This window comes from Pseudomonas sp. BF-RE-21 (assembly GCF_019947305.1).
GTDB lineage: Bacteria > Pseudomonadota > Gammaproteobacteria > Pseudomonadales > Pseudomonadaceae > Aquipseudomonas > Aquipseudomonas migulae.
Window position 1 is genome coordinate 18,071 of sequence record NZ_JAGYGF010000034.1, and the last position, 22,521, is coordinate 40,591.

The 22,521-nt window shown below is 60.7% G+C and carries 19 protein-coding genes; 11 read left to right on the top strand and 8 right to left on the bottom strand.

Annotated elements, in window-relative coordinates; translation table 11 throughout:
* Position 1: 1 nt before the first annotated feature.
* The 4 genes from KGB25_RS20110 to KGB25_RS20125 all read right to left on the bottom strand — a co-directional run bounded on the left by KGB25_RS20110 (position 2) and on the right by KGB25_RS20125 (position 6,919).
* Positions 2 to 2,389: a DUF3772 domain-containing protein gene (locus KGB25_RS20110; protein ID WP_008043081.1), complete on the bottom strand. Its 2,388-nt coding sequence runs from the start codon at positions 2,387 to 2,389 to the stop codon at positions 2 to 4.
* A gap of 114 nt (positions 2,390 to 2,503) precedes the next feature.
* Positions 2,504 to 3,688 carry an acetyl-CoA C-acyltransferase family protein gene (locus tag KGB25_RS20115; RefSeq protein ID WP_008033866.1) on the bottom strand — a complete coding sequence of 395 codons (1,185 nt, stop codon included), beginning with the start codon at positions 3,686 to 3,688 and terminating at the stop codon, positions 2,504 to 2,506.
* A 1,177-nt stretch (positions 3,689 to 4,865) separates the two neighbouring features.
* Positions 4,866 to 6,341 (bottom strand): inorganic phosphate transporter, encoded by a 1,476-nt coding sequence (locus KGB25_RS20120; protein ID WP_223436403.1) that lies wholly within the window; start codon positions 6,339 to 6,341, stop codon positions 4,866 to 4,868.
* 377 nt (positions 6,342 to 6,718) lie between these two features.
* Positions 6,719 to 6,919 carry a hypothetical protein gene (locus tag KGB25_RS20125; protein ID WP_007903846.1) on the bottom strand — a complete coding sequence of 67 codons (201 nt, stop codon included), beginning with the start codon at positions 6,917 to 6,919 and terminating at the stop codon, positions 6,719 to 6,721.
* 667 nt (positions 6,920 to 7,586) lie between these two features.
* Here KGB25_RS20125 and pcaR point away from each other — a divergent pair.
* The 11 genes from pcaR (at position 7,587) to pcaC (ending at position 18,441) form a co-directional block, all read left to right on the top strand.
* Entirely contained in the window at positions 7,587 to 8,429 is an 843-nt protein-coding gene (pcaR, locus tag KGB25_RS20130) for a pca regulon transcriptional regulator PcaR (RefSeq protein WP_008025635.1), read from the top strand.
* A 127-nt stretch (positions 8,430 to 8,556) separates the two neighbouring features.
* The gene (locus KGB25_RS20135) at positions 8,557 to 9,903 is read left to right on the top strand and encodes an MFS transporter (protein WP_008039434.1); all 1,347 of its coding nucleotides are present in this window, start codon (positions 8,557 to 8,559) and stop codon (positions 9,901 to 9,903) included.
* Between the two features lie 268 nt (positions 9,904 to 10,171).
* On the top strand, positions 10,172 to 11,029 hold the full coding sequence (locus KGB25_RS20140; protein WP_008025638.1) for a CoA transferase subunit A: 858 nt from the start codon (positions 10,172 to 10,174) through the stop codon (positions 11,027 to 11,029).
* Entirely contained in the window at positions 11,029 to 11,808 is a 780-nt protein-coding gene (locus KGB25_RS20145) for a CoA-transferase subunit beta (RefSeq protein ID WP_008025640.1), read from the top strand. Before KGB25_RS20140 ends, KGB25_RS20145 begins: the two co-directional genes overlap by 1 nt.
* Positions 11,805 to 13,010 carry a 3-oxoadipyl-CoA thiolase gene (gene pcaF / locus KGB25_RS20150; protein WP_223436405.1) on the top strand — a complete coding sequence of 402 codons (1,206 nt, stop codon included), beginning with the start codon at positions 11,805 to 11,807 and terminating at the stop codon, positions 13,008 to 13,010. The genes KGB25_RS20145 and pcaF overlap by 4 nt, the downstream gene beginning before the upstream one ends.
* Before the next feature lie 36 nt (positions 13,011 to 13,046).
* The gene (pcaH, locus tag KGB25_RS20155; RefSeq protein ID WP_008039436.1) at positions 13,047 to 13,751 is read left to right on the top strand and encodes a protocatechuate 3,4-dioxygenase subunit beta; all 705 of its coding nucleotides are present in this window, start codon (positions 13,047 to 13,049) and stop codon (positions 13,749 to 13,751) included.
* 1 nt (position 13,752) lies between these two features.
* Positions 13,753 to 14,319: a protocatechuate 3,4-dioxygenase subunit alpha gene (gene pcaG / locus KGB25_RS20160; RefSeq protein ID WP_008025646.1), complete on the top strand. Its 567-nt coding sequence runs from the start codon at positions 13,753 to 13,755 to the stop codon at positions 14,317 to 14,319.
* A 185-nt stretch (positions 14,320 to 14,504) separates the two neighbouring features.
* Positions 14,505 to 15,809 (top strand): MFS family transporter, encoded by a 1,305-nt coding sequence (locus KGB25_RS20165; protein ID WP_008039437.1) that lies wholly within the window; start codon positions 14,505 to 14,507, stop codon positions 15,807 to 15,809.
* Positions 15,810 to 15,854: 45 nt separating this feature from the next.
* Positions 15,855 to 17,219: a 3-carboxy-cis,cis-muconate cycloisomerase gene (locus KGB25_RS20170; RefSeq protein WP_223436407.1), complete on the top strand. Its 1,365-nt coding sequence runs from the start codon at positions 15,855 to 15,857 to the stop codon at positions 17,217 to 17,219.
* An 11-nt stretch (positions 17,220 to 17,230) separates the two neighbouring features.
* Entirely contained in the window at positions 17,231 to 18,037 is an 807-nt protein-coding gene (gene pcaD / locus KGB25_RS20175; protein ID WP_223436409.1) for a 3-oxoadipate enol-lactonase, read from the top strand.
* Positions 18,038 to 18,048: 11 nt separating this feature from the next.
* Positions 18,049 to 18,441: a 4-carboxymuconolactone decarboxylase gene (gene pcaC, locus KGB25_RS20180; RefSeq protein ID WP_008025653.1), complete on the top strand. Its 393-nt coding sequence runs from the start codon at positions 18,049 to 18,051 to the stop codon at positions 18,439 to 18,441.
* A gap of 112 nt (positions 18,442 to 18,553) precedes the next feature.
* Here pcaC and KGB25_RS20185 read toward each other — a convergent pair whose 3' ends face one another.
* From KGB25_RS20185 to KGB25_RS20200, 4 genes are all read right to left on the bottom strand, one after another.
* Positions 18,554 to 19,372, bottom strand: a complete 819-nt coding sequence (locus tag KGB25_RS20185; RefSeq protein ID WP_223436411.1) for a methyltransferase domain-containing protein — start codon at positions 19,370 to 19,372, stop codon at positions 18,554 to 18,556.
* A 20-nt stretch (positions 19,373 to 19,392) separates the two neighbouring features.
* Positions 19,393 to 19,770, bottom strand: coding sequence for a DUF1641 domain-containing protein (locus KGB25_RS20190; protein ID WP_223436413.1), 378 nt, complete (start codon positions 19,768 to 19,770; stop codon positions 19,393 to 19,395).
* A 22-nt stretch (positions 19,771 to 19,792) separates the two neighbouring features.
* Positions 19,793 to 20,983, bottom strand: coding sequence for an FAD/NAD(P)-binding oxidoreductase (locus tag KGB25_RS20195; RefSeq protein ID WP_223436415.1), 1,191 nt, complete (start codon positions 20,981 to 20,983; stop codon positions 19,793 to 19,795).
* A gap of 192 nt (positions 20,984 to 21,175) precedes the next feature.
* Complete coding sequence (locus KGB25_RS20200) at positions 21,176 to 22,429, bottom strand: OprD family porin (protein ID WP_008039448.1); 1,254 nt, start codon at positions 22,427 to 22,429, stop codon at positions 21,176 to 21,178.
* Positions 22,430 to 22,521: the final 92 nt, after the last annotated feature.

The window sequence follows — 22,521 nt, forward strand, 5'->3', positions numbered from 1 at the left end:
TTCACACCGTGGGTGCCGGCTTCGCCAGCTCGATACCGGCGTCACTCAGGCGCTTGAGGATTTCAAACAGCAGGTCGCTCTTGGTCACGCCGACGATTCTCGGGCTGCCGACATAGCCAGTGACCGTCAGCGTGATGCCCTCGGGGGTCAGTTTGCTGAAGCGCACCATCGGCGCCGGTTTGTCGAGAATGGTCTCGTGCTCGCGGTAGGTGTTGTAGAGCAGGTCTTTCACCTGTTCGGGGTCGATGTCCAGGGGGAAGGTCAGTTCAAGTGACGCCACCCCTTGGGCGCTGCCGCCCAGGGTTACGTTGCGCAGGTTTTGCGAGATCAGCTGCGAATTGGGCACGATGACAATCGAGCGGTCACTGAGCTGGATTTCGGTGGCCCGCACGTTGATCCGGCGGATGTCGCCCTCGACCCCGCTGATGCTGATCAGGTCGCCGACTTTCACCGGGCGCTCGGTCAGCAGGATCAGGCCTGAGACGAAATTCTTGACGATCTCCTGCAAGCCAAAACCAATCCCCACCGACAATGCGCTGACGATCCAGGCCAGGTTGGTCCACTGCACGCCCAACGATGACAGCGTCAGCAGAATGACCAACGCATAGCCGATGTTGGCAAACAGCGTGGTCAGCGAAGCGCGCATGCCAGGGTCCATCTCGGTTTTCGGCAGAAGCTCCTTGTCCAGCCAGCGGCCCAGCGTGCGAATCAGGTAGATGCCGATCAGCAAGGCCAGTGCGGCATTGAGCAAGTGCCCGGGGATGATGTTCAGTTTGCGCAGCCCGGCACCGCCGAGAATGGAAAAGACATTGGTGAGCAGTTGCCCGAGCGTCGTGCCGACACCCCCGACGAACAGGGTGACCAGCGCCAGCAGCAAGAGTCCGGCGCGCCCGACCCCCGACAGAACGATCGAGATCTGCTCCAGGCGCCGGTCTTCAATGCCGAGCAACTGCTTGAGCGCCTTGCCGCTGGGGCTTTTGATTGAAAAAAAGTATTCGCAGGCATCTTTGAAGCACTGCATCAGCAAATAGAAACCGGAGAGGATAAGAAAGCCCCAGACCAGTTCATAGGTGACGAACCTGGCCAGGGACACGTAGCCGGTCAGGAGGGAAACCAGGCAGATCACCATCGCAAGACTGGCGAGGGTGTAAAGCACGCCCGCGAACGTCCTGCCGGCTTCATAGGCTTCGCCAGACGCCACGACGGCCCTGCGGACTTTGCCGGTGCGCCACAATAAATCCACCAGAACGCACGTAACAACCAGTGCGACGACCCCTCGACCGGCGATCACGATGCCGCTGCTCATGCCGGTTGCGTTGGTAATCTGGATCATTGTCACCAGAACCAGCAGCACGCCCGCCAGAACCCGCGGATAAGGCTTGAGTGACAGCGCCACCTGATCGGCAAGCGCCGGCAGCCGCCACGACGGGTGTTTCGTGGACAACAGGGCGCGGCTCAACGCGGTGATCAACACGCAGGTGTAGGCGACTTTTTCGAATTCCTGGGAAAACGTCGACAGTGTCGGCGTCAGCGGAGCCTGGCGTGTGAAGACATAAAACAGCAGTTGCAGGGACAGGCCGACCGTCAGCACCGTGGCCAATACGGAAGCCAGCGCCAGGGAACTGCGGCGCAGGCGTCCTTCTGGCATCCGGTGAATGCAAAGCCACGTCAGCCCTCGTTCTGCGAGACGGCGGCCCAGCGTCCAGATAAGCAGGGCCAGCAGCAACAGTACGCTGGTGTAGAGGCGTTGGCCCGGTTGCCAGGCCAGTTTGACGACCTCACTTGCCTGACCGAGGAACGATGCAAAGCGCTGTCGATCATCCATCGAAGGGCTCAGGATCGGTGACCAGAATTCGGGGTTCAGGACGCTTCGGGTGCTCAGGGTCAGTTCGCTTTCCAGCATGTTGCGACGGATGCCGGCAATCTGGGTGATGAGGTCGGTGGCACTCGTTTTCAGGGTGGCCAGGGTTTTCAGGGTGGCGTCGACTTTGTTTTTTTGCTCGGTGAGCGCGACCCTTTGCGCGGTGATATCGGGCTGCTCGGCCGCGGCGTCATCGCGCGGGACAGGCCCCAGCACACCCAGTTGCGCGCGCAGTTGAGTCTGCAGGGGAAGCAGCGAGGTCGAGAGGCGATCGACATCCAGCATGAACATCTGGACGAGGTCCTGCGGGGCCTCCAGCTGGCTGTAGTTATCTACCAGCGAGATCTGTTGTTTGAGGGCGTCCAGCCGAAGTTGCAACGCCTGGAGGTCGCTTGGGGAAACGCTGGGGGGCGCGGCAACCGCCCTGGGCATTGAAATGTCCGCAGGGTCTGCCGCCAACAGCATTCCGGGGCCCGCCCCGAAAAGCGTGAAAGCGACGAAAATCATGGCTTTCAGTGCATGACGCATAGGAGTGCCTGACTCTGTTGTTAGTCATTCAGCCTATGAGGTTAGGTCATCAGTCAAACCTTCGAGCAATAGTTTGTTCGGCTGCCCCCGTTGAACGGGGGCAGGGTGGACGTATCAGACGCGTTCGAACAGCACGGCGATGCCCTGGCCGCCGCCGATGCACATGGTCGCCAGTGCATAACGGCCCTGGACGCGGTGCAGTTCGTGAATGGCCTTGGTCGCGATGATCGCGCCGGTGGCGCCCACCGGATGGCCCAGCGAGATGCCCGAACCGTTGGGGTTGACCTTCTCCGGGTCGAAGCCCAGTTCCTGCGCCACGGCACAGGCTTGCGCGGCGAAGGCCTCGTTCGACTCGATGACATCCAGGTCGGCGACGGTCAGGCCGGCACGCTTGAGTACCAGACGAGTGGCGGGAATCGGGCCGAGCCCCATCAGTTCCGGCTCGACACCGGCGTGGGCATAGCCGACCAGTCGTGCCATTGGTTTGAGGCCTTGGGCGCGCACCATTTCACCGGTGGCCATGATCAACGCACCGGCGCCGTCATTCAGGCCCGAGGCGTTGCCGGCGGTGACGCTACCGTCCTTTTTGAAGGCCGGTTTCATCTTGGCCAGTTGCTCGGCATTGACCTCGGCGCGCACGTGTTCGTCGGTCGCAAAGGTCACGGTGCCTTTGCGCGATGCCACTTCGATTGGCACGATCTGACTGTTGAAGCGGCCTTCGGCGATTGCCCGCGCGGCGCGCTGCTGGCTGAGCATGGCCAGTTCATCCTGGGCCTGACGCGTGATGCCGTAGCGTTCGGCGATGTTTTCCGCGGTGATGCCCATGTGGAAACCGGCAAACGGGTCTTGCAGCACGCCGAGCATGTAGTCGATGGCCTGCATGTCGCCCATGCGTGCGCCCCAACGCGCTTGCGGCAACAGATACGCGCCACGACTCATGGATTCGACGCCACCGGCCAGCGCCGCACCCGCATCACCGAGCATCAGGCTTTGCGCGGCACTGACGATTGCCTGCAAACCGGAACCGCAGAGGCGGTTGACGTTGAAGGCGGGTGTCTCTTTCGGCAGGCCGGCATTCATCGCCACCGCCCGGGAGATGTAGGCGTCGCGGGCTTCGGTCGGGATCACATGGCCCATCACCGCATGGCCGATGTGCTCAGGCGCCAGCCCCGAGCGTTCGATGGCGGCGCGGCAGACGTCAGTGGCCAGTTGAATCGGTGGCACATCCTTGAGCGAGCCGCCGAAGCTGCCGATGGCGGAACGGACGGCGCTGATAACGAAAATGTCGGATGGGTTCATGTGGGTTTCCCTGGTTCGGTCTTGTGCGCGTTTGGCGCTGTTATTGGGGGCAAGAGTCTAGGGGCGGTGATTTGGTTGGGATAGGTCGAAAGTGCTCAAGGGGGGTGGTGTTTTTTGCCATTTGCGGTGGGTGGGGGTATATCCGTTTCTTCGGTCACGGCGGCTATTGGTTTCGCCCTTACGGCGAGTCACTTTCGAAAAGCGCGAAAGTAACCAAAGCGCTTTTGCCCCTTTCGTTCGGTGCCTCGCCTAGGCTCGGCATACCCTCGCTCCGGTCCTGCTCCGTGGGCCCGCCGCGATCGGCCATCCTTGGCCGTGCGCGGCTAACCCGGCATCCATGCCGGGTTGCCCACTGCGCAGAACCTCCACTCGGCCTCTCGAGGGGGCGACCACCGCCACAGCCGCCGAGGCGGCCTGAAAGCCGACCTGGCTCTTCGGTCATGTGCACATTCCCGCACTGTGGTGGCCGCACTAATTTCGGACATTTACGCATTCTCCCTGTAGGAGCCTGCTTGCTGGCGATGGCGTCCGTCCAGTCGAAAAGGAGGGGGACTGACCCACCGCTATCGTCGGAACGCCGCCCGCAGCAAGCCGGCTCCTACAGTTGATCGTATTTATCCAGACACATATGCATTCCCCTTGTAGGAGCCAGCTTGCTGGCGATGGACGCCAACGATAACGCGGGCTGTCTGAATGAACGCGTCGCCCAAATGCTTTTCGCCGGCAAGCCGGCTCCTACAGGGATCGGCGTTTGCTTTTGATTTCCACCACTCATCAGGCCGAGCGTTAGCTCGCCTTCAGCTTTTGATCTGAGCGCCCCCTCGAGAGGCCGAGTGGAGGTTCTGCGTAGTGGGCAACCCGGCATGGATGCCGGGTTAGCCGCCCCCGGCCATGGATGGCCGATGGCGGCGGGCCCACGGAGCAGGACCGGAGCGAGGGCATGCCGAGCCTAGGCGAGGCACCGAACGAAAGGGGCAAGAGCCCTTGGTTACTTGGGGCTCTTCCAAGTGACTCGCCGTAAGGGCGAAACCAATAGCCGCCATCACCGCAGAAACGGATATGCACCCCATCCAACACCGCCCCCCCAGCTCGCGTGCTTTGTGAAGTTCACTAAAACGCAGCGATAAAAAAAAGGCGCGAACCTCACGGAACGCGCCTTTTTCGTTGCAGCGATGTATCAGCTGGCCAGTGCCTTCGACGCCAGCCAGAACAGGCCGGCCGACAGGCCCACGGTTGCCGGCAGGGTCAGGACCCAAGCCAGCAGGATGGTTTTGACGGTGCCGCCCTGCAGGCCGCTTTTGTTGGCGACCATGGTGCCGGCCACGCCCGAAGACAGAACGTGGGTGGTGGACACCGGCAGGCTGAAGATGTTGGCCATGCCGATCAGGCTCGCCGTCGTGATCTGCGCCGACATGCCCTGGGAGTAAGTCATGCCTTGCTTGCCGATCTTCTCGCCGATGGTCAGTACCACGCGTTTCCAGCCGACCATGGTACCGAGGCCCAGGGCCAGTGCGACCGCCAGGATTACCCAGAACGGAGCGTATTCGGTGGTGGTGGTCAGGTCTTTGCGCAGTTTGTCCAGATCAGCCTTTTCACGGGCCGCGAGGCTTGGCAGTTTGCTGACTTTCTTGGCCGTGTCGTCCAGGCAGAGCAGGTAGCGACGCACTTCGATGCGGCTTTCCGCCGACAGCGAGTGGTAATCGGCCACACCTTTAAGGGTGTCGAGCAGGGCGGAAATGGTCGGTTCGGTCTGTTTCGGGTTGCAACGGAATTTCTCCGGCAGATCGCCTTCCACGCTTTTGCCCAGTGCCAGGAACTCGCCCAGCGTATCGGCATTGCGTTTGTAGAACTGGCTCAGGTGCAGGGTCGCATCGCGAGTCCGTTCGATCTGGTACGTGGTGCTGCCCAAGTCGAGGACGAACTGCGCCGGCACGATACCGATCAGCACCAGCATGATCAGGCCGATACCTTTCTGACCATCGTTGGAACCGTGCACGAAGCTCACGGCCATGGCCGAGATCACCAGTACCAGGCGGTTCCAGAACGGCGGATGCTTCTTGTCGTCGATCTTGCGGCGCTGTTCCGGTGTCTTGTGCATCTTGGACAGCGGACGCCACCATTTAAGGCCGATCAGAATCAGCGCGGCGACCAGGAAGCCGGCCATTGGCGAGAACACCAGGGAGGCACCGATATCGATCGCCTTCTGCCAGTTCACACCATCGGCCAACGGAATGTCGTTGATCAGGGCGTTGGCCAGGCCGACCCCGAGGATCGAACCGATCAGCGTGTGGGAGCTGGAGGCCGGGATACCGAAGTACCAGGTGCCCAGGTTCCAGGTGATGGCGGCGGCGAGCAACGAGAACACCATGGCCAGCCCGTGACCGGTGTTCACATTGATCAGCAGTTCTACCGGCAGCAGGTGGACGATGGCATACGCCACGCCGACACCGCCCAGCAGCACGCCAAGAAAGTTGAACACACCGGAAAAGAACACGGCCAGATGAGGCGGCATGGCTTTGGTGTAGATAACAGTGGCCACCGCGTTTGCAGTGTCATGAAAGCCGTTGATGAACTCGAAGGCGAGGACAAAGGCGAGGGCGAGCAAGAGGCTCATAAGCACCCAAGCATCCAGTCCGCTGAATAAATCGATCATGAAGGTTTTCTGACCCGGTCATAAGGGGGCGCGATTATGCCAGAAAAGACTGCTAATCGATGCACTAGCTGCTCATCGGTAACATTCTTCAACGAATTAGTTTGCGGCAATAGCCCAGGCGCCGGGCTTTTACCGGGTTTTGCAAGTCGTTGAATTTCTTTGGAAAGCCCGCAGGCACAAGGTTTTCTCTCTTGTAGGCGAGAGGTTTGAACGCTTGTGTGAAATATCTGAGAAGAGGGCCAGACATGAGCCATTTGCCTCATCAGATGGATGAGGAGGCCGCTGCCCGCTCGTAGCGGGCGCGAATGGCAACATCATTGCTTCCCGCTTTTAACGGGGGCAGGCGCGGGCCCTTGAAAGGAATCAGGCCGGAGCAATCATGGCTCTTCGGCTTTGAGTTCCTTTTCCATCTTCTGCAATTCCTGGGAAAAAGCCTGGTCCTGAACGGTGGCGCGTTTACGCCAGGGTTTGCGTTCCGGTTCGGGCTGAGCGGCGTAGGTGGTGACTTCCCCGCCGTAAACTTCCTTGTAACGTTGTTCCTGGCGCTCAAGTTCCGCGCGCAGTTCGTCTTTCGTCACAGTGCTACCTGTATGGGTTGAGATTAATTCTGGTAAATCGCGCTGCAGCAAATGCATTGACCACGCTCGCCGAAAGGACAATGCCCGCAAAGGCATCGTTTTACGACACGGCAATCAATACTTCCATGTTGCAGGCGGCCACGGCACCAGAGCAAAACGGCTGACGTAGCATCAGATTCCTGTTTCAGCGAGCGCGCTGGCGGAGCATATGAAATGAACGACAGGCACTTGCTGCGGGCAGCCGCGATGGAACATCGTGCTGCCGGGTGACGCAATCGGCAAGTAAAAACCGAGGGGTCACTGAGTTGCATTATAGCGGTCGATTTGCAGAACACTATCGCCAACGAGTTAAAAATGAATGGCAATGTGTGATTGTTTTGTTACTTGAAAGTTTTGTGGTCACTTAGCAGTGATGTCTTTCTGGCGTCATTAAGCCGAACAAGTTAAAGCTTATATGGGGTGCTTTAACGGCGGGTTCAAGCAAAGGTAAAACATGTAATAGAGGGCGAGCCGAAACCTGCACAGCGTCTGTCGCGTCCATAGGGCTGATTGCGATTATCGGTCGGCCGTTCGATAATCGCCCGATCTTGGCTGCCTGTGGCTTGTGCGCCGAGCCCGGGGCCGCATGTAATAGCCTTCGCCGATCCGTGTGGGAAAAGGACCTGATATGAACGAGCAAATGCGCAATTCCTTCGCTTCAGTAGCGCCGCCGATAGTCGCGTCGCCCGCCAAGCGGATCCAGGCCCTGACCGGCGACCCGGATTTCATGACGTCCCTGGCCCGTGGCCTGGCCGTGGTGCAAGCGTTCCAGGAGCGCAAACGGCATTTGACCATCGCCCAGATCAGTCACCGCACGGAAATTCCCCGCGCCGCTGTGCGACGTTGCCTGCACACCCTGATCAAACTCGGCTACGCCACCACCGACGGTCGCACCTATTCGCTGCTGCCCAAAGTGCTGACCCTCGGCCATGCCTATCTGTCCTCGACCCCGTTGGCGGTGTCGGCCCAGCCTTACCTCGACCGCATGAGCGAGCAACTTCATGAGGCCTGCAACATGGCCACACTGGAAGGCGACGACATTTTGTACATCGCCCGCTCGGCGACCACTCAGCGTCTGATCTCGGTGGACCTGTCGGTGGGCGGACGCCTGCCCGCCTATTGCACCTCCATGGGCAGGATTCTTCTCGCGGCACTGGACGACACGTCGCTGCGCGAATACCTCGACCATGCCGACCTGCAAGCCAAGACCAGTCGCACTCTGCATACCCCCGAAGCGCTGCTCGAGTGTCTGCAGGAAGTACGGCAACAAGGCTGGTGCATCGTCGATCAGGAACTGGAACAAGGCCTGCGCTCAATTGCCGTTCCGGTGTACGACGCTTCCGGGCAAGTGGTGGCGGCGCTCAACGTCAGCACGCACGCCGGCCGGGTCAGCCGCAACGAGCTGGAGCAACGGTTCCTGCCGGGTCTGCTGGCGGCCAGCCGCAACCTCAGCGCCCAGTTGTTTGCCTAAGCTGTTCGGTAATCGCCCAGACTCGCGTTTAACGAATTGACGCACTTTCCCCAGGATCACTAATGTCGCGGCAGCGCCAGCCTAGGCTGGCACCTGTCCGACTGCGTTCTTGCGTGGAATAAAAATAATGAACCAGCCTCAGTCTGCTGTAGGAAACTGCCTCGACGTGCAGTCCTTCATCAATGCTCAACCCATTTCGCGCTACCAGTGGCGAGTGGTGATCCTGTGTTTCCTGATTGTCTTCCTTGATGGCCTCGACACCGCGGCCATGGGCTTCATCGCGCCAGCACTGTCCCAGGACTGGGGCATCGATCGCGCCAGCCTCGGTCCGGTGATGAGTGCGGCGTTGATCGGTATGGTCTTCGGCGCACTGGGTTCCGGTCCGTTGGCTGACCGCTTCGGGCGAAAAGTCGTACTGGTGGGCGCCGTGTTGTTGTTCGGCGCCTTCAGCCTGGCGTCGGCTTACAGCACCAATGTCGATCAATTGCTGGTGCTGCGCTTCCTGACCGGCCTGGGCCTCGGTGCCGGTATGCCGAACGCCACGACGTTGCTGTCGGAATACACCCCGGAGCGCAAAAAATCCCTGCTGGTGACCAGCATGTTCTGCGGCTTCAACCTCGGCATGGCCGGTGGCGGGTTTATTTCGGCCAAGCTGATTCCGGCGTTCGGCTGGCACAGCCTGTTGCTGATCGGCGGAATTCTGCCGCTGATCCTCACCGTCGTTTTGCTGCTCTGGCTGCCGGAATCGGCGCGTTACCTGGTTGTGCGCAATCGCGGCACCGACAAGGTACGCAAGGCGCTGGCGCCGATCGATCCGAGCGTTGTCGCTCAGGCATCCAGCTTCAGTGTGCCGGAACAGAAAACCGTGAAGGCGCGCAACGTGTTTGCAGTGATCTTCTCCGGCACTTACAGCACCGGCACCTTGCTGTTGTGGCTGACCTACTTCATGGGCCTGGTGATCGTTTACCTGCTGACCAGTTGGCTGCCGACGCTGATGCGTGACAGCGGCGCGAGCATGGAGCAAGCGGCGTTTATCGGCGCGCTGTTCCAGTTCGGCGGCGTGTTGAGCGCCGTGGGCGTAGGCTGGGCGATGGACCGGTTCAATCCGCACAAAGTCATCGGCACTTTCTACTTGCTGGCCGGGGTGTTTGCCTACGCGGTAGGGCAGAGCCTGGGCAACATCACGCTGTTGGCAACCCTGGTGCTGGTGGCGGGGATGTGTGTCAACGGCGCGCAATCGGCGATGCCTTCTTTGGCGGCGCGGTTTTATCCGACTCAAGGGCGGGCGACGGGCGTGTCGTGGATGCTCGGGATTGGTCGCTTTGGCGCGATCCTCGGGGCGTGGATGGGCGCGACGTTGCTGGGGTTGGGCTGGAACTTTGAACAAGTGCTGACGGCGCTGGTGATTCCGGCGGCGTTGGCGACTACGGCGGTGGTGATCAAGGGCATGGTCAGCCATGCGGATGCGACCTGAGTCCGGGTTTCAGAATCTTCAGTGAGTTTGATGGCCTCTTCGCGGGCAAGCCTCGCTCCTACAGGTTCAGTGATTACCCGTAGGAGCGAGGCTTGCCCGCGAAGCTTTTGAGGTCGGTAGCGAGACAACAATCTGTTCGATAAACGAACACTCAGTCGATTATCGGATTGTTTGGCGTTTTTATGGGGCTTACTCTCTAGTCATTCCGGCGCGCGCATCGCGCCTTTTTCTACCACTGTCGGTTCATAACAAAACGGGAGCCTGCCCCATGGCTGAAATCCTTTCGCTGCACGACGCGGTGAAGCAATTCGTTAACGACGGCGATACCGTTGCGCTCGAAGGCTTCACTCACCTGATCCCTACGGCGGCAGGTCACGAAATCATTCGTCAGGGCAAGAAAGATCTGACGCTGGTGCGGATGACGCCTGACCTGATCTACGACCAGTTGATCGGCGCCGGTTGTGCTCGCAAGCTGATTTTCTCCTGGGGCGGCAACCCGGGCGTGGGTTCGCTGCACCGTCTGCGTGATGCGGTCGAGAAGCAGTGGCCGCACCCGCTGGAAATCGAAGAACACAGCCACGCCGACCTGGCGAACGCCTACGTCGCTGGCGCCTCCGGCCTGCCGTTCGCGGTGCTGCGTGCCTACGCCGGTTCCGACCTGCCGAAGGTCAACCCGCTGATCAAATCCGTTACCTGCCCGTTCACCGGCGAAGTGTTGGCCGCCGTGCCTTCGGTGCGCCCGGACATCACCGTGATTCACGCGCAGAAAGCCGACCGTAAAGGCAACGTGCTGCTCTGGGGCATCCTCGGCGTGCAGAAAGAAGCCGCACTGGCCGCCAAGCGTTGCATCGTCACCGTTGAAGAAATCGTCGACGACCTCAACGCACCGATGAACTCCTGCGTGCTGCCGACCTGGGCGTTGAGCGCTGTCTGCCATGTTCCCGGCGGTGCGCATCCGTCTTACGCCCACGGCTACAACGAGCGTGACAACCGTTTCTATCAGGCCTGGGACCCGATTGCCCGCGACCGTGAAACCTTCACCGCGTGGATCAACGAGTACATCCATGGCTGCGCTGACTTCAGCGAGTTCCAGGCCAAGCTGGCCGCTGCTTCGGAGGCGAAGTAATGACTTACACCACCAATGAAATGATGACCGTTGCCGCCGCTCGCCGACTGAAGAATGGTTCGGTGTGCTTCGTTGGCATCGGCCTGCCGTCGAAAGCGGCCAACCTGGCGCGGCTGACGTCCTCGCCCGACGTAGTCCTGATCTATGAATCGGGTCCGATCGGTGCCAAGCCGAGTGTATTGCCGCTGTCGATTGGTGACGGTGAACTGGCGGAAACCGCTGACACCGTGGTCCCGACCGGTGAGATTTTTCGCTACTGGTTGCAGGGCGGGCGCATCGACGTCGGTTTTCTCGGCGCCGCGCAAGTGGACCGCTTCGGCAACATCAACACCACGGTAGTCGGCGATTATCACGCACCGAAAGTCCGTCTGCCGGGCGCCGGTGGCGCGCCGGAAATCGCCGGTTCGGCCAAAAGCGTGTTGATCATCCTTAAACAGTCGTCGCGTTCCTTCGTCGACAAGCTCGACTTCATCACCTCGGTCGGCCATGGCGAGGGCGGCGATTCGCGCAAGCGTCTGGGTCTGCCGGGCGCCGGTCCGGTCGGCATTATTACCGACCTGTGCATCATGGAACCGGAAGCGGGCACCCATGAATTCGTGGTCACGGCGTTGCACCCTGGCGTGACCCGCGAGCAAGTGGTTGCGGCCACCGGTTGGGCGATTCGTTTCGCTGACACTGTTGAACACACCGCCGAGCCGACCGAGGTTGAACTCAAGGCACTCAGGGATCTGGAAGCCCGCACCGCCGCCGCCCACGGCCAAGCACCCGGAGAAGCGTGATGCGTGACGTTTATATCTGCGACGCGATTCGCACCCCCATCGGCCGTTTCGGCGGTGGCCTGTCGGCGGTTCGCGCCGACGACCTGGCCGCCGTGCCGATCAAGGCCTTGATGGAGCGCAACCCGTCGGTGGACTGGAACGCCGTGGACGAGGTGTTCCTCGGCTGCGCCAACCAGGCCGGTGAAGACAATCGCAACGTGGCGCGCATGGCGCTGCTGTTGGCGGGCCTGCCGGAAGCCATTCCGGGCGTGACCCTCAATCGCCTCTGCGCTTCGGGCATGGATGCCATCGGCACCGCGTTCCGCGCCATCGCCAGCGGTGAAATGGAACTGGCGATTGCCGGCGGCGTCGAGTCGATGTCCCGCGCACCGTTTGTGATGGGCAAGGCCGATGCGGCGTTCTCGCGCAACATGAAGCTGGAAGACACCACCATCGGCTGGCGTTTCATCAACCCGTTGATGAAAGCGCAATACGGTGTCGATGCGATGCCGCAGACCGCCGATAACGTGGCGGACGATTATGAAGTGTCCCGCGAGGATCAGGACGCGTTTGCCCTGCGCAGTCAGCAGCGGACTGCCGCCGCGCAAGCTGCAGGATTTTTCGCGGAAGAAATCGTTGAAGTGCGGATTGCCCACAAGAAGGGTGAAACCGTCGTCAGCCAGGACGAACATCCTCGCGCCGACACTACGCTGGAAACCCTGGCCAAACTGAAACCGGTCAACGGTCCCGACAAAACCGTCACCGCCGGCAATGCGTCGGGTGTGAACGACGGCGCGGCGGCACTGATTCTGGCCTCGGCCGACGCGGTGAAGAAACACGGTTTGACCGCTCGCGCCAAAGTGCTGGGCATGTCCAGCGCCGGTGTCGCACCGCGTGTCATGGGCATTGGCCCGGTGCCGGCAGTGCGCAAACTGACCGAACGCCTCGGCCTGGCGGTCAGCGATTTCGATGTGATCGAACTCAACGAAGCCTTCGCCAGCCAAGGCTTGGCGGTGTTGCGTGAACTGGGCCTGGCGGACGACGCGGCGCAGGTCAACCCGAACGGTGGCGCCATTGCCCTGGGCCATCCGCTGGGCATGAGCGGTGCGCGCCTGGTGTTGACGGCGTTGCATCAGCTGGAAAAAACCGGTGGCAAGAAAGGTCTGGCGACCATGTGCGTCGGCGTTGGCCAGGGTCTGGCCTTGGCCATCGAACGGGTCTGACCCACAGCAGTGACAATAAGAACTGAGGAAAGCGAAATGACTGACAAGCCTGGTTACCGTCGCCCGCAGGAAGGCACCCAGCCGGAGTACCTGCACCCGACGTATCAATCCACCAACCGTCGCTCACCGTCGAAGCCGTTGGTGTTTTTGCCTCATTCGTTGTCGGAAATTACCGGTCCGACCATCGGCGCCGAACGCGTCAATGAGAAGGACAATGACCTGACGGCCCAGCACAAGGGCGAGCCGCTGGGCGAGCGCATCATCATTCACGGCCGCGTGCTGGATGAAAACGGTCTGCCGGTGCCGGGGATTCTGGTGGAGATCTGGCAGGCCAACGCCGCCGGTCGCTACAACCATGCCCGTGACCTGCACGACGCGCCGCTGGACCCGAACTTCACCGGCACCGGCCGCACCGTGACCGACGCCGATGGCTGGTATCAATTCCAGACCATCAAGCCCGGCGCTTATCCGTGGGGCAACCACCACAATGCCTGGCGTCCGGCGCACATCCATTTTTCGCTGTTCGGGCCGAGCATCCTGACGCGCCTCGTCACGCAGATGTATTTCCCCGGCGACCCGTTGCTGGCGTACGACCCGATCTACAACTGCGTGCCCGATACCAGCGCCAAAGAGCGCTTGATCGCCAGTTTTGACCTGGAAAAAACCATCCCTTCCTATGCCCTCGGTTACCGCTGGGACATCGTCTTGCGCGGCCGCGACGCCACGCCGATGGAGAAATAAGATGACGCTGACTGCGACCACGTCCCACACCGTCGGGCCGTATTACCACATCGGCCTGACCTGGCTGAACCGCGAAAACCTGACCGTCGAACAAACCCTGGGCGAGCGCGTGGCGATCACCGGGCAAGTCATCGACGGCAACGGTGACATCGTCAACGATGCGATGCTGGAAGTCTGGCAGGCCAATGCCGCCGGCAAGTACGACCACCCCGAAGACGATCAGGCCAAACCGCTGGACCCGAACTTCGAAGGCTTTGGCCGGATCCCGGTGGATGCCGAAGGGCGCTTCCGCTTCACCACGATCAAGCCGGGCACGGTGGAAGGCCTGAAAGGTTCGACCCAGGCGCCACACCTGGTGGTGCTGGTGTTTGCCCGCGGGCTGGTGAAGCACTTGCTGACGCGGATTTACTTTGATGGCGAGCCGGCCAACGTCGCCGACCCGTTGTTGGAGTGCGTGCCAGCCGAACGCCGCAATACCTTGCTGGCGAAGCAGGATGCGACCGGTGTTTATCAGTGGAATGTGATTCTGCAAGGCACGGATGCGGAGACGGTGTTCTTCGACTACTGAAAACACCACAAATCCTTGTAGGAGCCAGCTTGCTGGCGATTGCGGTGTGTCATTCAGCATCGATGGCACTGACACACCGCAATCGCTGGCAAGCCAGCTCCTACAAGGGATCTGTATTGCTTGTGTGGAACGGGACTGTTGCAAAGTGTGTCTAGACTCTCACTGTCCCCATTGAGTGAAAAACAATGACAACGCCAATCGCTTCAACCGCGCTATACACCGGCGAAGAGCGCAGCAAACGAATCTTCGCGATTGTCGGCGCCTCGTCCGGCAACCTCGTCGAATGGTTCGACTTCTACGTCTACGCCTTTTGCGCGATCTATTTCGCACCCGCCTTTTTCCCGTCCGACAACCCCACGGTGCAGTTGGTCAACACCGCGGGCGTGTTTGCCGCCGGGTTCCTGATGCGCCCGATTGGCGGCTGGATTTTCGGTCGCGTCGCGGACAAGCACGGGCGCAAGAATTCGATGCTGATATCGATTCTGATGATGTGCTTCGGTTCGTTGCTCATCGCGTGCCTGCCGACCTATAAGGACATCGGCGTCTGGGCGCCGATCATGCTGCTGTTCGCCCGTTTGCTCCAGGGCCTGTCGGTGGGCGGCGAATACGGCACCACCGCCACCTACATGAGCGAAGTCGCCCTCAAGGGCCAGCGCGGTTTCTTCGCCTCGTTCCAGTACGTGACTTTGATTGGCGGGCAACTGCTGGCGGTGTCGCTGGTGGTGGTGCTGCAACAGTTCCTCACCGAGGATGACCTGCGTGCCTACGGCTGGCGGATTCCGTTCGTGGTCGGTGCCATGGCGGCATTGGTTTCGCTGTACCTGCGTCGTTCGCTGAAAGAAACCACCAGCAAGGAAATGCGCGAAAACAAGGACGCCGGCAGCATTCGCGCGCTGTTCCGCGACCATAAGGCCGCGTTCATTACCGTGCTCGGCTATACCGCCGGTGGCTCGCTGATTTTCTACACCTTCACCACGTACATGCAGAAGTACCTGGTGAACACCGCCGGCATGCATGCCAAGACCGCCAGCTACATCATGACCGGCGCGCTGTTCCTTTATATGTGCATGCAGCCGATCTTCGGCATGCTCTCGGACAGGATCGGCCGCCGGAGCTCGATGCTGTGGTTTGGCGCACTCGGCACGCTGTGCACCGTGCCGATTCTGCTCAGCCTGAAAAGCGTCACCAGTCCGTTCCTGGCCTTCGTGCTCATTACCCTGGCGCTGGCGATTGTCAGTTTCTACACCTCGATCAGCGGTCTGGTAAAAGCCGAAATGTTCCCGCCTGAGGTACGTGCATTGGGTGTTGGCCTGGCTTACGCGGTGGCGAATGCAATATTCGGTGGTTCAGCGGAGTATGTAGCCTTGAGCCTCAAAGCGGTCGGCATGGAAAACTCCTTCTACTGGTACGTGACGTTGATGATGGCGATAGCGTTTCTGTTCAGCCTGCGTCTGCCCAAACATGCGAAGTATCTAGAAAACGACCTTTGATCCACACCCGCGGGCCCAAGCGGCCCGCGCCTCCAGGGACTGTTTATGAACCAGCGACCGGGCAATCAATTGTTCGATGCCTATTTCACTGCGCGCGATATGCGCGAGGTGTTTTGCGATCAGGGCCGGGTTCAGGCCATGCTCGATTTCGAAGCGGCGCTGGCCCGCGCCGAGGCGCATGTCGGGTTGATTCCGCAGATGGCGGTGGCACCTATCGAAGCGGCTTGCCGCGCCGGGCATTACGATTTCGCCGCCCTCGGCGAGGCGATTGCCACGGCCGGTAATTCGGCGATTCCACTGGTGAAGGCGTTGGGCAAACAGATCGCGACCACCGATGCCGACGCCGAGCGCTATGTGCATCTGGGCGCCACCAGCCAGGACGTGATGGACACCGGCCTGGTGCTGCAATTGCGCCGGGCGCTGGAACTGATTGAGAGCGATCTGGCGCAACTGGGCGAAACCCTTTCAACGCAAGCCCAGCGTTATGTCGCCACGCCGCTGGCCGGTCGCACCTGGTTGCAGCACGCAACGCCGGTCACCTTGGGCATGAAGATCGCCGGTTGGCTGGGCGCCGTCACCCGTGGCCGTCAACGCCTGCAAGAACTCAAACCGCGCCTGCTGGTGCTGCAATTCGGCGGCGCCTCCGGGACCCTCGCGGCCCTCGGTGCGCAAGCGCTGCCGATTGCCGACGCGCTGGCCACGGAGCTGCACCTGACGTTGCCCGACCAACCGTGGCACACGCAACGCGACCGTCTGGTGGAGTTCGGTTCGGTGCTGGGATTGATCGCCGGCAGTCTCGGCAAGCTCGGTCGCGATATCAGCCTGTTGATGCAGACTGAAGCGGGCGAAGTGTTCGAACCCTCGGCGCCGGGCAAGGGCGGTTCGTCGACCATGCCGCACAAACGCAACCCGGTGGGCGCCGCCGTGCTGATCGGCGCTGCAACACGGGTTCCCGGTCTGCTCTCGACCCTGTTCAGTGCGATGCCGCAAGAGCACGAGCGCAGCCTCGGCCTGTGGCATGCCGAGTGGGAAACCCTGCCGGAGATTTGTTGCCTGGTGTCCGGCAGCCTCAAGCAGGCATTGCTGGTGGCAGACGGACTGGAAGTGGACGCCGAGCGCATGGCCCGCAACCTCGACCTGACCCAAGGCCTGGTGCTGGCCGAAGCGGTGAGCATCGTTCTCGCGCAACGGGTCGGCCGCGACACCGCGCATCATTTACTGGAGCAGTGCTGCAAGCGCGCCGTGGCCGAGCAACGGCATTTGCGCGCGGTGCTGGGCGACGAGCCGCACGTGACCGCCGAGCTCTCGGCTGCTGAACTCGATCATCTGCTGGACCCCGCTCACTACCTCGGACAGGCCCGTACCTGGGTCGAGCGAGCGGTGGCTGAACATTCTGCGTTAACTGCCTGAAGGAGACTGCTGTGGCTTTCGTACAACTCGCCGAGGGCGAACTGCACTACCAAATTGAAGGGCCGCACTTCGATGGCCCGGTCGATGCGCCGGTGCTGGTGCTGTCCAACTCGCTGGGCACCGACCTGCACATGTGGGACGCGCAAATTGCCGCGTTCACCGAGCATTTCCGGGTGCTGCGTTTTGATACCCGTGGCCACGGCAAATCCCTGGTCACGCCGGGGCCGTACAGCATCGAACAACTGGGCCGAGACGTGTTGGCGCTGCTGGATGCGTTGCACATTGAGAAGGCGCATTTCTGCGGCTTGTCGATGGGCGGCTTGATTGGCCAGTGGCTGGGCATCAATGCCGGTGATCGATTGAACAAACTGGTGGTGTGCAACACCGCCGCGAAAATCGGCGACCCGTCGATCTGGAACCCGCGCATCGAAACCGTGTTGCGTGACGGCGCGGCGGCGATGGTTGCGCTGCGCGATGCATCGATTGCGCGCTGGTTTACCCCGGACTTTTCCGAGGCCAATCCGGCGGCGGCGAAACGGATTACCGACATGCTCGCGGCCACTTCGCCACAAGGTTACGCAGCCAATTGCGCTGCCGTGCGCGATGCCGATTTCCGTGATCAGTTGTCCTCGATCAAAGTGCCGCTGCTGGTGATCGCCGGCACCGAAGACGCGGTCACGCCGCCGTCCGGTGGGCACTTCATCCAGGAACATGTGGCAGGTGCCGAGTACGCCGAGTTCTACGCGGCGCACCTGTCCAACGTGCAGGCCGGCGATGCGTTCAGTGATCGCGTTCTCGCTTTTTTGCTGGGTCATTGAGGGGGAAATCCGTGGACGAGAAACAACGTTACGACGAGGGCATGAACGTCCGTCGCGCAGTCCTCGGCGACGCCCATGTCGACCGCAGCCTGAACGCGTTGACCGAGTTCAATTCGGAGTTTCAGGAGATGATCACCCGCCACGCGTGGGGCGACATCTGGACCCGACCTGGCCTGCCGCGCCATACCCGCAGCCTGATCACCATCGCCATGTTGATCGGCATGAACCGTGAGGGTGAACTCAAACTGCACCTGCGTGCCGCCGCCAACAATGGCGTGACCCGTGGCGAGATCAAGGAAGTGATCATGCAGAGCGCCATCTATTGCGGCATCCCGGCGGCGAATGCGACGTTTCATTTGGCCGAGTCGGTTTGGGACGAGTTGGGCGTCGAGTCCCGGGAATAATGTTCGCGATTTGCGGTGCATGAATTGACGCCTTCGCGGGCAAGCCTCGCTCCTACAGAGGTTGTGATAATCCTGTAGGAGCGAGGCTTGCCCGCGAACGCAATGTCATGTGTTACACCGTCGCGACGATGAATATCCGCTTGAACGGAAACAGCGTTCGCCCGTCGCTCTCCGGCGGGTAATGCGCGTGTACGCGCATCAGGTAGTGGTAAATGAAGCGCGCCTGTTCGTCGGGCTTGAGCCCCTGCATGACTGGTCGCAGCGCCGAGACCTTGACCCAGTCATAGATCGGCGATTGGCCACAGACCACCTGCAATTGCTCGGTCTCCCAGATGTCCAGGGTGTCAGTGATCGGGGCGAGCAAGCGGTAGTAATCTTCCAGCGACAAGAGCGTTCGTGCGGCCATGGCCTCGCGCAGTTGCGCCGTGCCTAACGGTTGGCCGCACGCCCCCGCGTCTTCCAGCGTGTCGAGCACCAACCGATACCACAACGCATCCCGCCAGTCGGGCATGTGCGCTGCCAGGCAACCGCCTGGGTTGAGCTGCTTGAGCAGTCGCGGCAGCAGTTGATGGTGATCCTTGATGAAGTGCAAAACGGCGGCGGCGAACAGCAGGTCTGCTGGCTGTTCGGGCTGCCAGTCGAGCAGGTCACACTGTTTCCACAGCGCCTTGATGGGCAGAAGGCGGGCTTCGTCGAGCATTTGTCCGGAGCTGTCGATACCCTGCAACTGCGCGCGAGGCCAACGCTTGGCCAACAGTTGCGTGGCGATGCCGGTGCCGCACCCCAGGTCATAAATACGTTGGGGCGATTTGAGTTCGACACGACCGAGCAATTCATTCACCGGTCGTTGCCTGAGGCGCGAAAACTGCTGGTACGCCTTGGCGTCCCAGTGCGTGCAGGCGCTCCCTGCCTTATCAAGTTTGACGCTCATGAGGTGGTCCTCTCTGGCGGTTACAGTTGTCTTCCGATGACGTTCAGGGTTTTCAGGACAACTGCCACACCTTTGCGCGTGTCCGGCTCGTTCAGCAGTTTGATCAACGCGTAGACCCCCGGTGGCTCAGGGGCGGCGGCGACTTCGGCACGGGCCATGCGCACGGCGTTACTTAAAGTCCAGGTGGTTGCGGTAGCGTTTTCGAGTAACCGCGCCAGTTTTTCCACCATGGCGGGGTCCAGCAGGTCGATTATGTCCGAGATCAACGAAAGCAAATCGACAAGGTTATCCAGTCGCCCGCCATCGATCAGCGGCTGCAGTTTTGCCATCAAGGCAACGAGTCCCTCCGACCTGTCGGCCGTGCCGATGGCGAGGGTTTCATCTGTCAGGTTTGTCATTGTGTTTGTCTCCCAGAACCCGTCACAGCATGCCCCGGGCAACCGCCCAGTACAGGCCACGATTGAAGCCGTGTCTGAGCAGGCCACCGAGTTTCGTCGGTGGAGTTGGCAGAACGTCGCACGCGTAGTTGTACCAAAGCGGCATGCCGGCACAGAGGCCCATTTGCGCGACGGCCTGAACCCGTCCGTCGTAGACATCGATGGGACCACCGAGGCGGATTTCAGCGGTAATGTTGTTGGCGATCACCGGTGCCTGGTTATGGCATGCGCCACCGGCCTTGCTCACCGGTAGATCGACGGCGTCGCCGATCACCCAGACGTTTTTCAGACCGTAGACTTGCAGGGTTTCATGATTGGTGGGCAGCCAGCCTTCGTTATTGGGCGCTTGTGACGCTCCGGACTCGAGCACGGCATCCACGGCGCGGATCGGCGGCGTTGCCATCAGGATGTCGTAGGACTGCGCGTCGCCTTCTGCGGAGTAGGCGATTTTGCTGTCGGGATCGACACGATCCAGGGTGAACCCACGCTGAAAACGGATGTTTTTCTGCTCGAAAATACTCGGCAGAATTTCCCCTGTCGGTCGTTGCAGGAATAGGCAGTTACGCAGTAACTGAGCGGTTGTCGGGTAGGTGTAGATAATTTCCACCTTGTCCCGCACACCTCTACGCCGCAAATAATCATCGAGCATCAAGGTGGTTTCGACGGGCGCGATGCCGCATTGATGCGGCACGTTCGGTGTTTGCGGGAAGGACACGGTAATGAAGATCCGGCCTTTTTCGATGGTGCTCAACTTCTGCGCCAGTTGCCGGGCCGGGTCGTATTGATAGAAGTGGTCGCCGGCTTCTTTCAAACCTTCGATACGTTCCGGGGCAGGGACGCAACCGGTGGCGATGACCAGAAAATCGTAATCGTAGACTTTGCCGCTGCGGGTCTTGAGGCGTTGCCCAGGGAAATCAAAACGCATCACTTCTTCAACGTTGAAGGTGATTTCCGGGCGCAACAATGAGCGTTCCGGGCGCTTGAGTTCTTCCTGAAAAAACAGGTTGAACGCCACGTACATGAACGCAGGTTTGTAGTAGTGATCGGGGGAGTTGGACAGCAGGGTAATCAGGACTTCGCCGCGCAGGATTTCTGGATACAGCTTGTTGACCAGTTGATTGGCCAGCATGGTTCCACCGACGCCGCCACCGACGATAACTATTCGCTTGCTCATACCTGACCTCCGTGGTCATGGCAGCTTCGCGTACAGCATCCGGAGATAACGGAAGAAAATGGGGGCTCCTACATCAGGCTGGAGAACTTGAACGCCTTGATGACTGTATCTGCGGTTCAATAATTCGCCAGTTCATCGCGACCAGCGGTCAGCGCCAGCGTTTCCCGCAATGGGCAACGCTGGCGCTGAGGCTTACAACAAACTGATCGGGTAGCTGATGATCAACCGGTTCTCGTCGAACTCGTTGTTGCTGTAGTCGCGGCGCATGGTCGAGTTGCGCCATTTGACGTTCAGGTCCTTCAGCGCACCGCTTTGTACGGTGTAGCCCAGTTCACTCTCGCGGCCCCATTCCTTGCCGTCGGTGATGGTGCCGGTGTGTACGTTTTCGCCGCTGATGTAGCGGTTCATCAGGGTCAGGCCCGGTACACCGAGCGCAACGAAGTTGTAGTCGTGGCGCACTTGCCAGGATTTTTCCCGCGCGTTGTCATAGCTGGAGTTGTAGCTGTCGTTGGCCAGGGTGCCGCCGCTGGTGCCGTTGACGCGCATCCAGGCGCTGTCGCCGGTGAGTTTTTGCAGGCCGACGTAGAAGGTGTTGCCGCCGTATTTGGCGGAAAGCATTCCCGACCAGGTCTTGTTGTCCAGGTCGCCGGCGCGGGCGCTGCCGTCTTCTTTGCCATAGAAGAAACCGAGGTTGGCACCCAGGGTCCAGTCGCCGACGGGTTGGCTGTGGGTCAGGTTGACGAATTGCTGGCTGTAGATGTCCTTGAGTTCGGCGTTCCACAGGCCGATCTGGGTGCGCTTCTCGTTGAACAGGTATTCGCCGCCCTGGAAGTTGAAGCGGTCGGAGGTGAACGCCGCTTTGCCGGTCATCGACATGTCGTTCATGCTGCTGTCGTCACGCGGGCTGTTCTGGCGGAACTGGCCGCCGTAGAGCGTCAGGCCGTTGATTTCCTTTGAGGTGATCTGACCGCCACGGAAGGTTTGTGGCAGCGAGCGCCCATCGTCCGAACGCAGGATCGGCAGCACCGGCATCCATTCGCCGACCTTCACTTCGGTCTGCGACAGCTTGGCCTTGAACGCCACGTTGGTGCGACCGAAGTTGTCCGCCGGGCGACCATCGTGGTCCAGCGGCAGCAACTGCGTACCGCCGGTGCCTTTACCGCCGTCGAGTTTTACCGAGTACAGCCCCAGCACATCCATGCCGAAGCCGACGGTGCCTTGGGTGAACCCGGACTTGGCGTCGAGGATGAAACTTTGCGTCCACTCTTCAGCCTTGCCCTGTGCCTTGGTCGGGTTGGTGAAGTTGCGGTTGATGTAGAAGTTGCGCAGGTTCAGGTTGACCTTGGCCCCTTCGACAAAACCCGCCTCTTCGGCCGTGGCGGGCAGGGCGGCGCCGGCCAGTGCGAGGGCGATCAGGCTGGGAACGAAATAAGTGGAAGGCGTCATGGGCTCGGTCTCTCTAATTCTTGGAGATGAAACGGGGCGATGCCGCAACCGTCCGGTTGCAGACAAAAAGATTCGAATTCAAATGAAACGGG

What these genes read in the sequence shown, in the direction of transcription:
- KGB25_RS20110 (WP_008043081.1), bottom strand. Translation starts at nt 2,389, where the DNA reads ATGCGTCATGCACTGAAAGCCATGATTTTCGTCGCTTTCACGCTTTTC.
- KGB25_RS20115 (WP_008033866.1), bottom strand. Translation starts at nt 3,688, where the DNA reads ATGAACCCATCCGACATTTTCGTTATCAGCGCCGTCCGTTCCGCCATC.
- KGB25_RS20120 (WP_223436403.1), bottom strand. Translation starts at nt 6,341, where the DNA reads ATGATCGATTTATTCAGCGGACTGGATGCTTGGGTGCTTATGAGCCTC.
- pcaR (WP_008025635.1), top strand. Translation starts at nt 7,587, where the DNA reads ATGAACGAGCAAATGCGCAATTCCTTCGCTTCAGTAGCGCCGCCGATA.
- KGB25_RS20135 (WP_008039434.1), top strand. Translation starts at nt 8,557, where the DNA reads ATGAACCAGCCTCAGTCTGCTGTAGGAAACTGCCTCGACGTGCAGTCC.
- KGB25_RS20140 (WP_008025638.1), top strand. Translation starts at nt 10,172, where the DNA reads ATGGCTGAAATCCTTTCGCTGCACGACGCGGTGAAGCAATTCGTTAAC.
- KGB25_RS20145 (WP_008025640.1), top strand. Translation starts at nt 11,029, where the DNA reads ATGACTTACACCACCAATGAAATGATGACCGTTGCCGCCGCTCGCCGA.
- pcaH (WP_008039436.1), top strand. Translation starts at nt 13,047, where the DNA reads ATGACTGACAAGCCTGGTTACCGTCGCCCGCAGGAAGGCACCCAGCCG.
- pcaG (WP_008025646.1), top strand. Translation starts at nt 13,753, where the DNA reads ATGACGCTGACTGCGACCACGTCCCACACCGTCGGGCCGTATTACCAC.
- KGB25_RS20165 (WP_008039437.1), top strand. Translation starts at nt 14,505, where the DNA reads ATGACAACGCCAATCGCTTCAACCGCGCTATACACCGGCGAAGAGCGC.
- KGB25_RS20170 (WP_223436407.1), top strand. Translation starts at nt 15,855, where the DNA reads ATGAACCAGCGACCGGGCAATCAATTGTTCGATGCCTATTTCACTGCG.
- KGB25_RS20185 (WP_223436411.1), bottom strand. Translation starts at nt 19,372, where the DNA reads ATGAGCGTCAAACTTGATAAGGCAGGGAGCGCCTGCACGCACTGGGAC.
- KGB25_RS20190 (WP_223436413.1), bottom strand. Translation starts at nt 19,770, where the DNA reads ATGACAAACCTGACAGATGAAACCCTCGCCATCGGCACGGCCGACAGG.
- KGB25_RS20195 (WP_223436415.1), bottom strand. Translation starts at nt 20,983, where the DNA reads ATGAGCAAGCGAATAGTTATCGTCGGTGGCGGCGTCGGTGGAACCATG.
- KGB25_RS20200 (WP_008039448.1), bottom strand. Translation starts at nt 22,429, where the DNA reads ATGACGCCTTCCACTTATTTCGTTCCCAGCCTGATCGCCCTCGCACTG.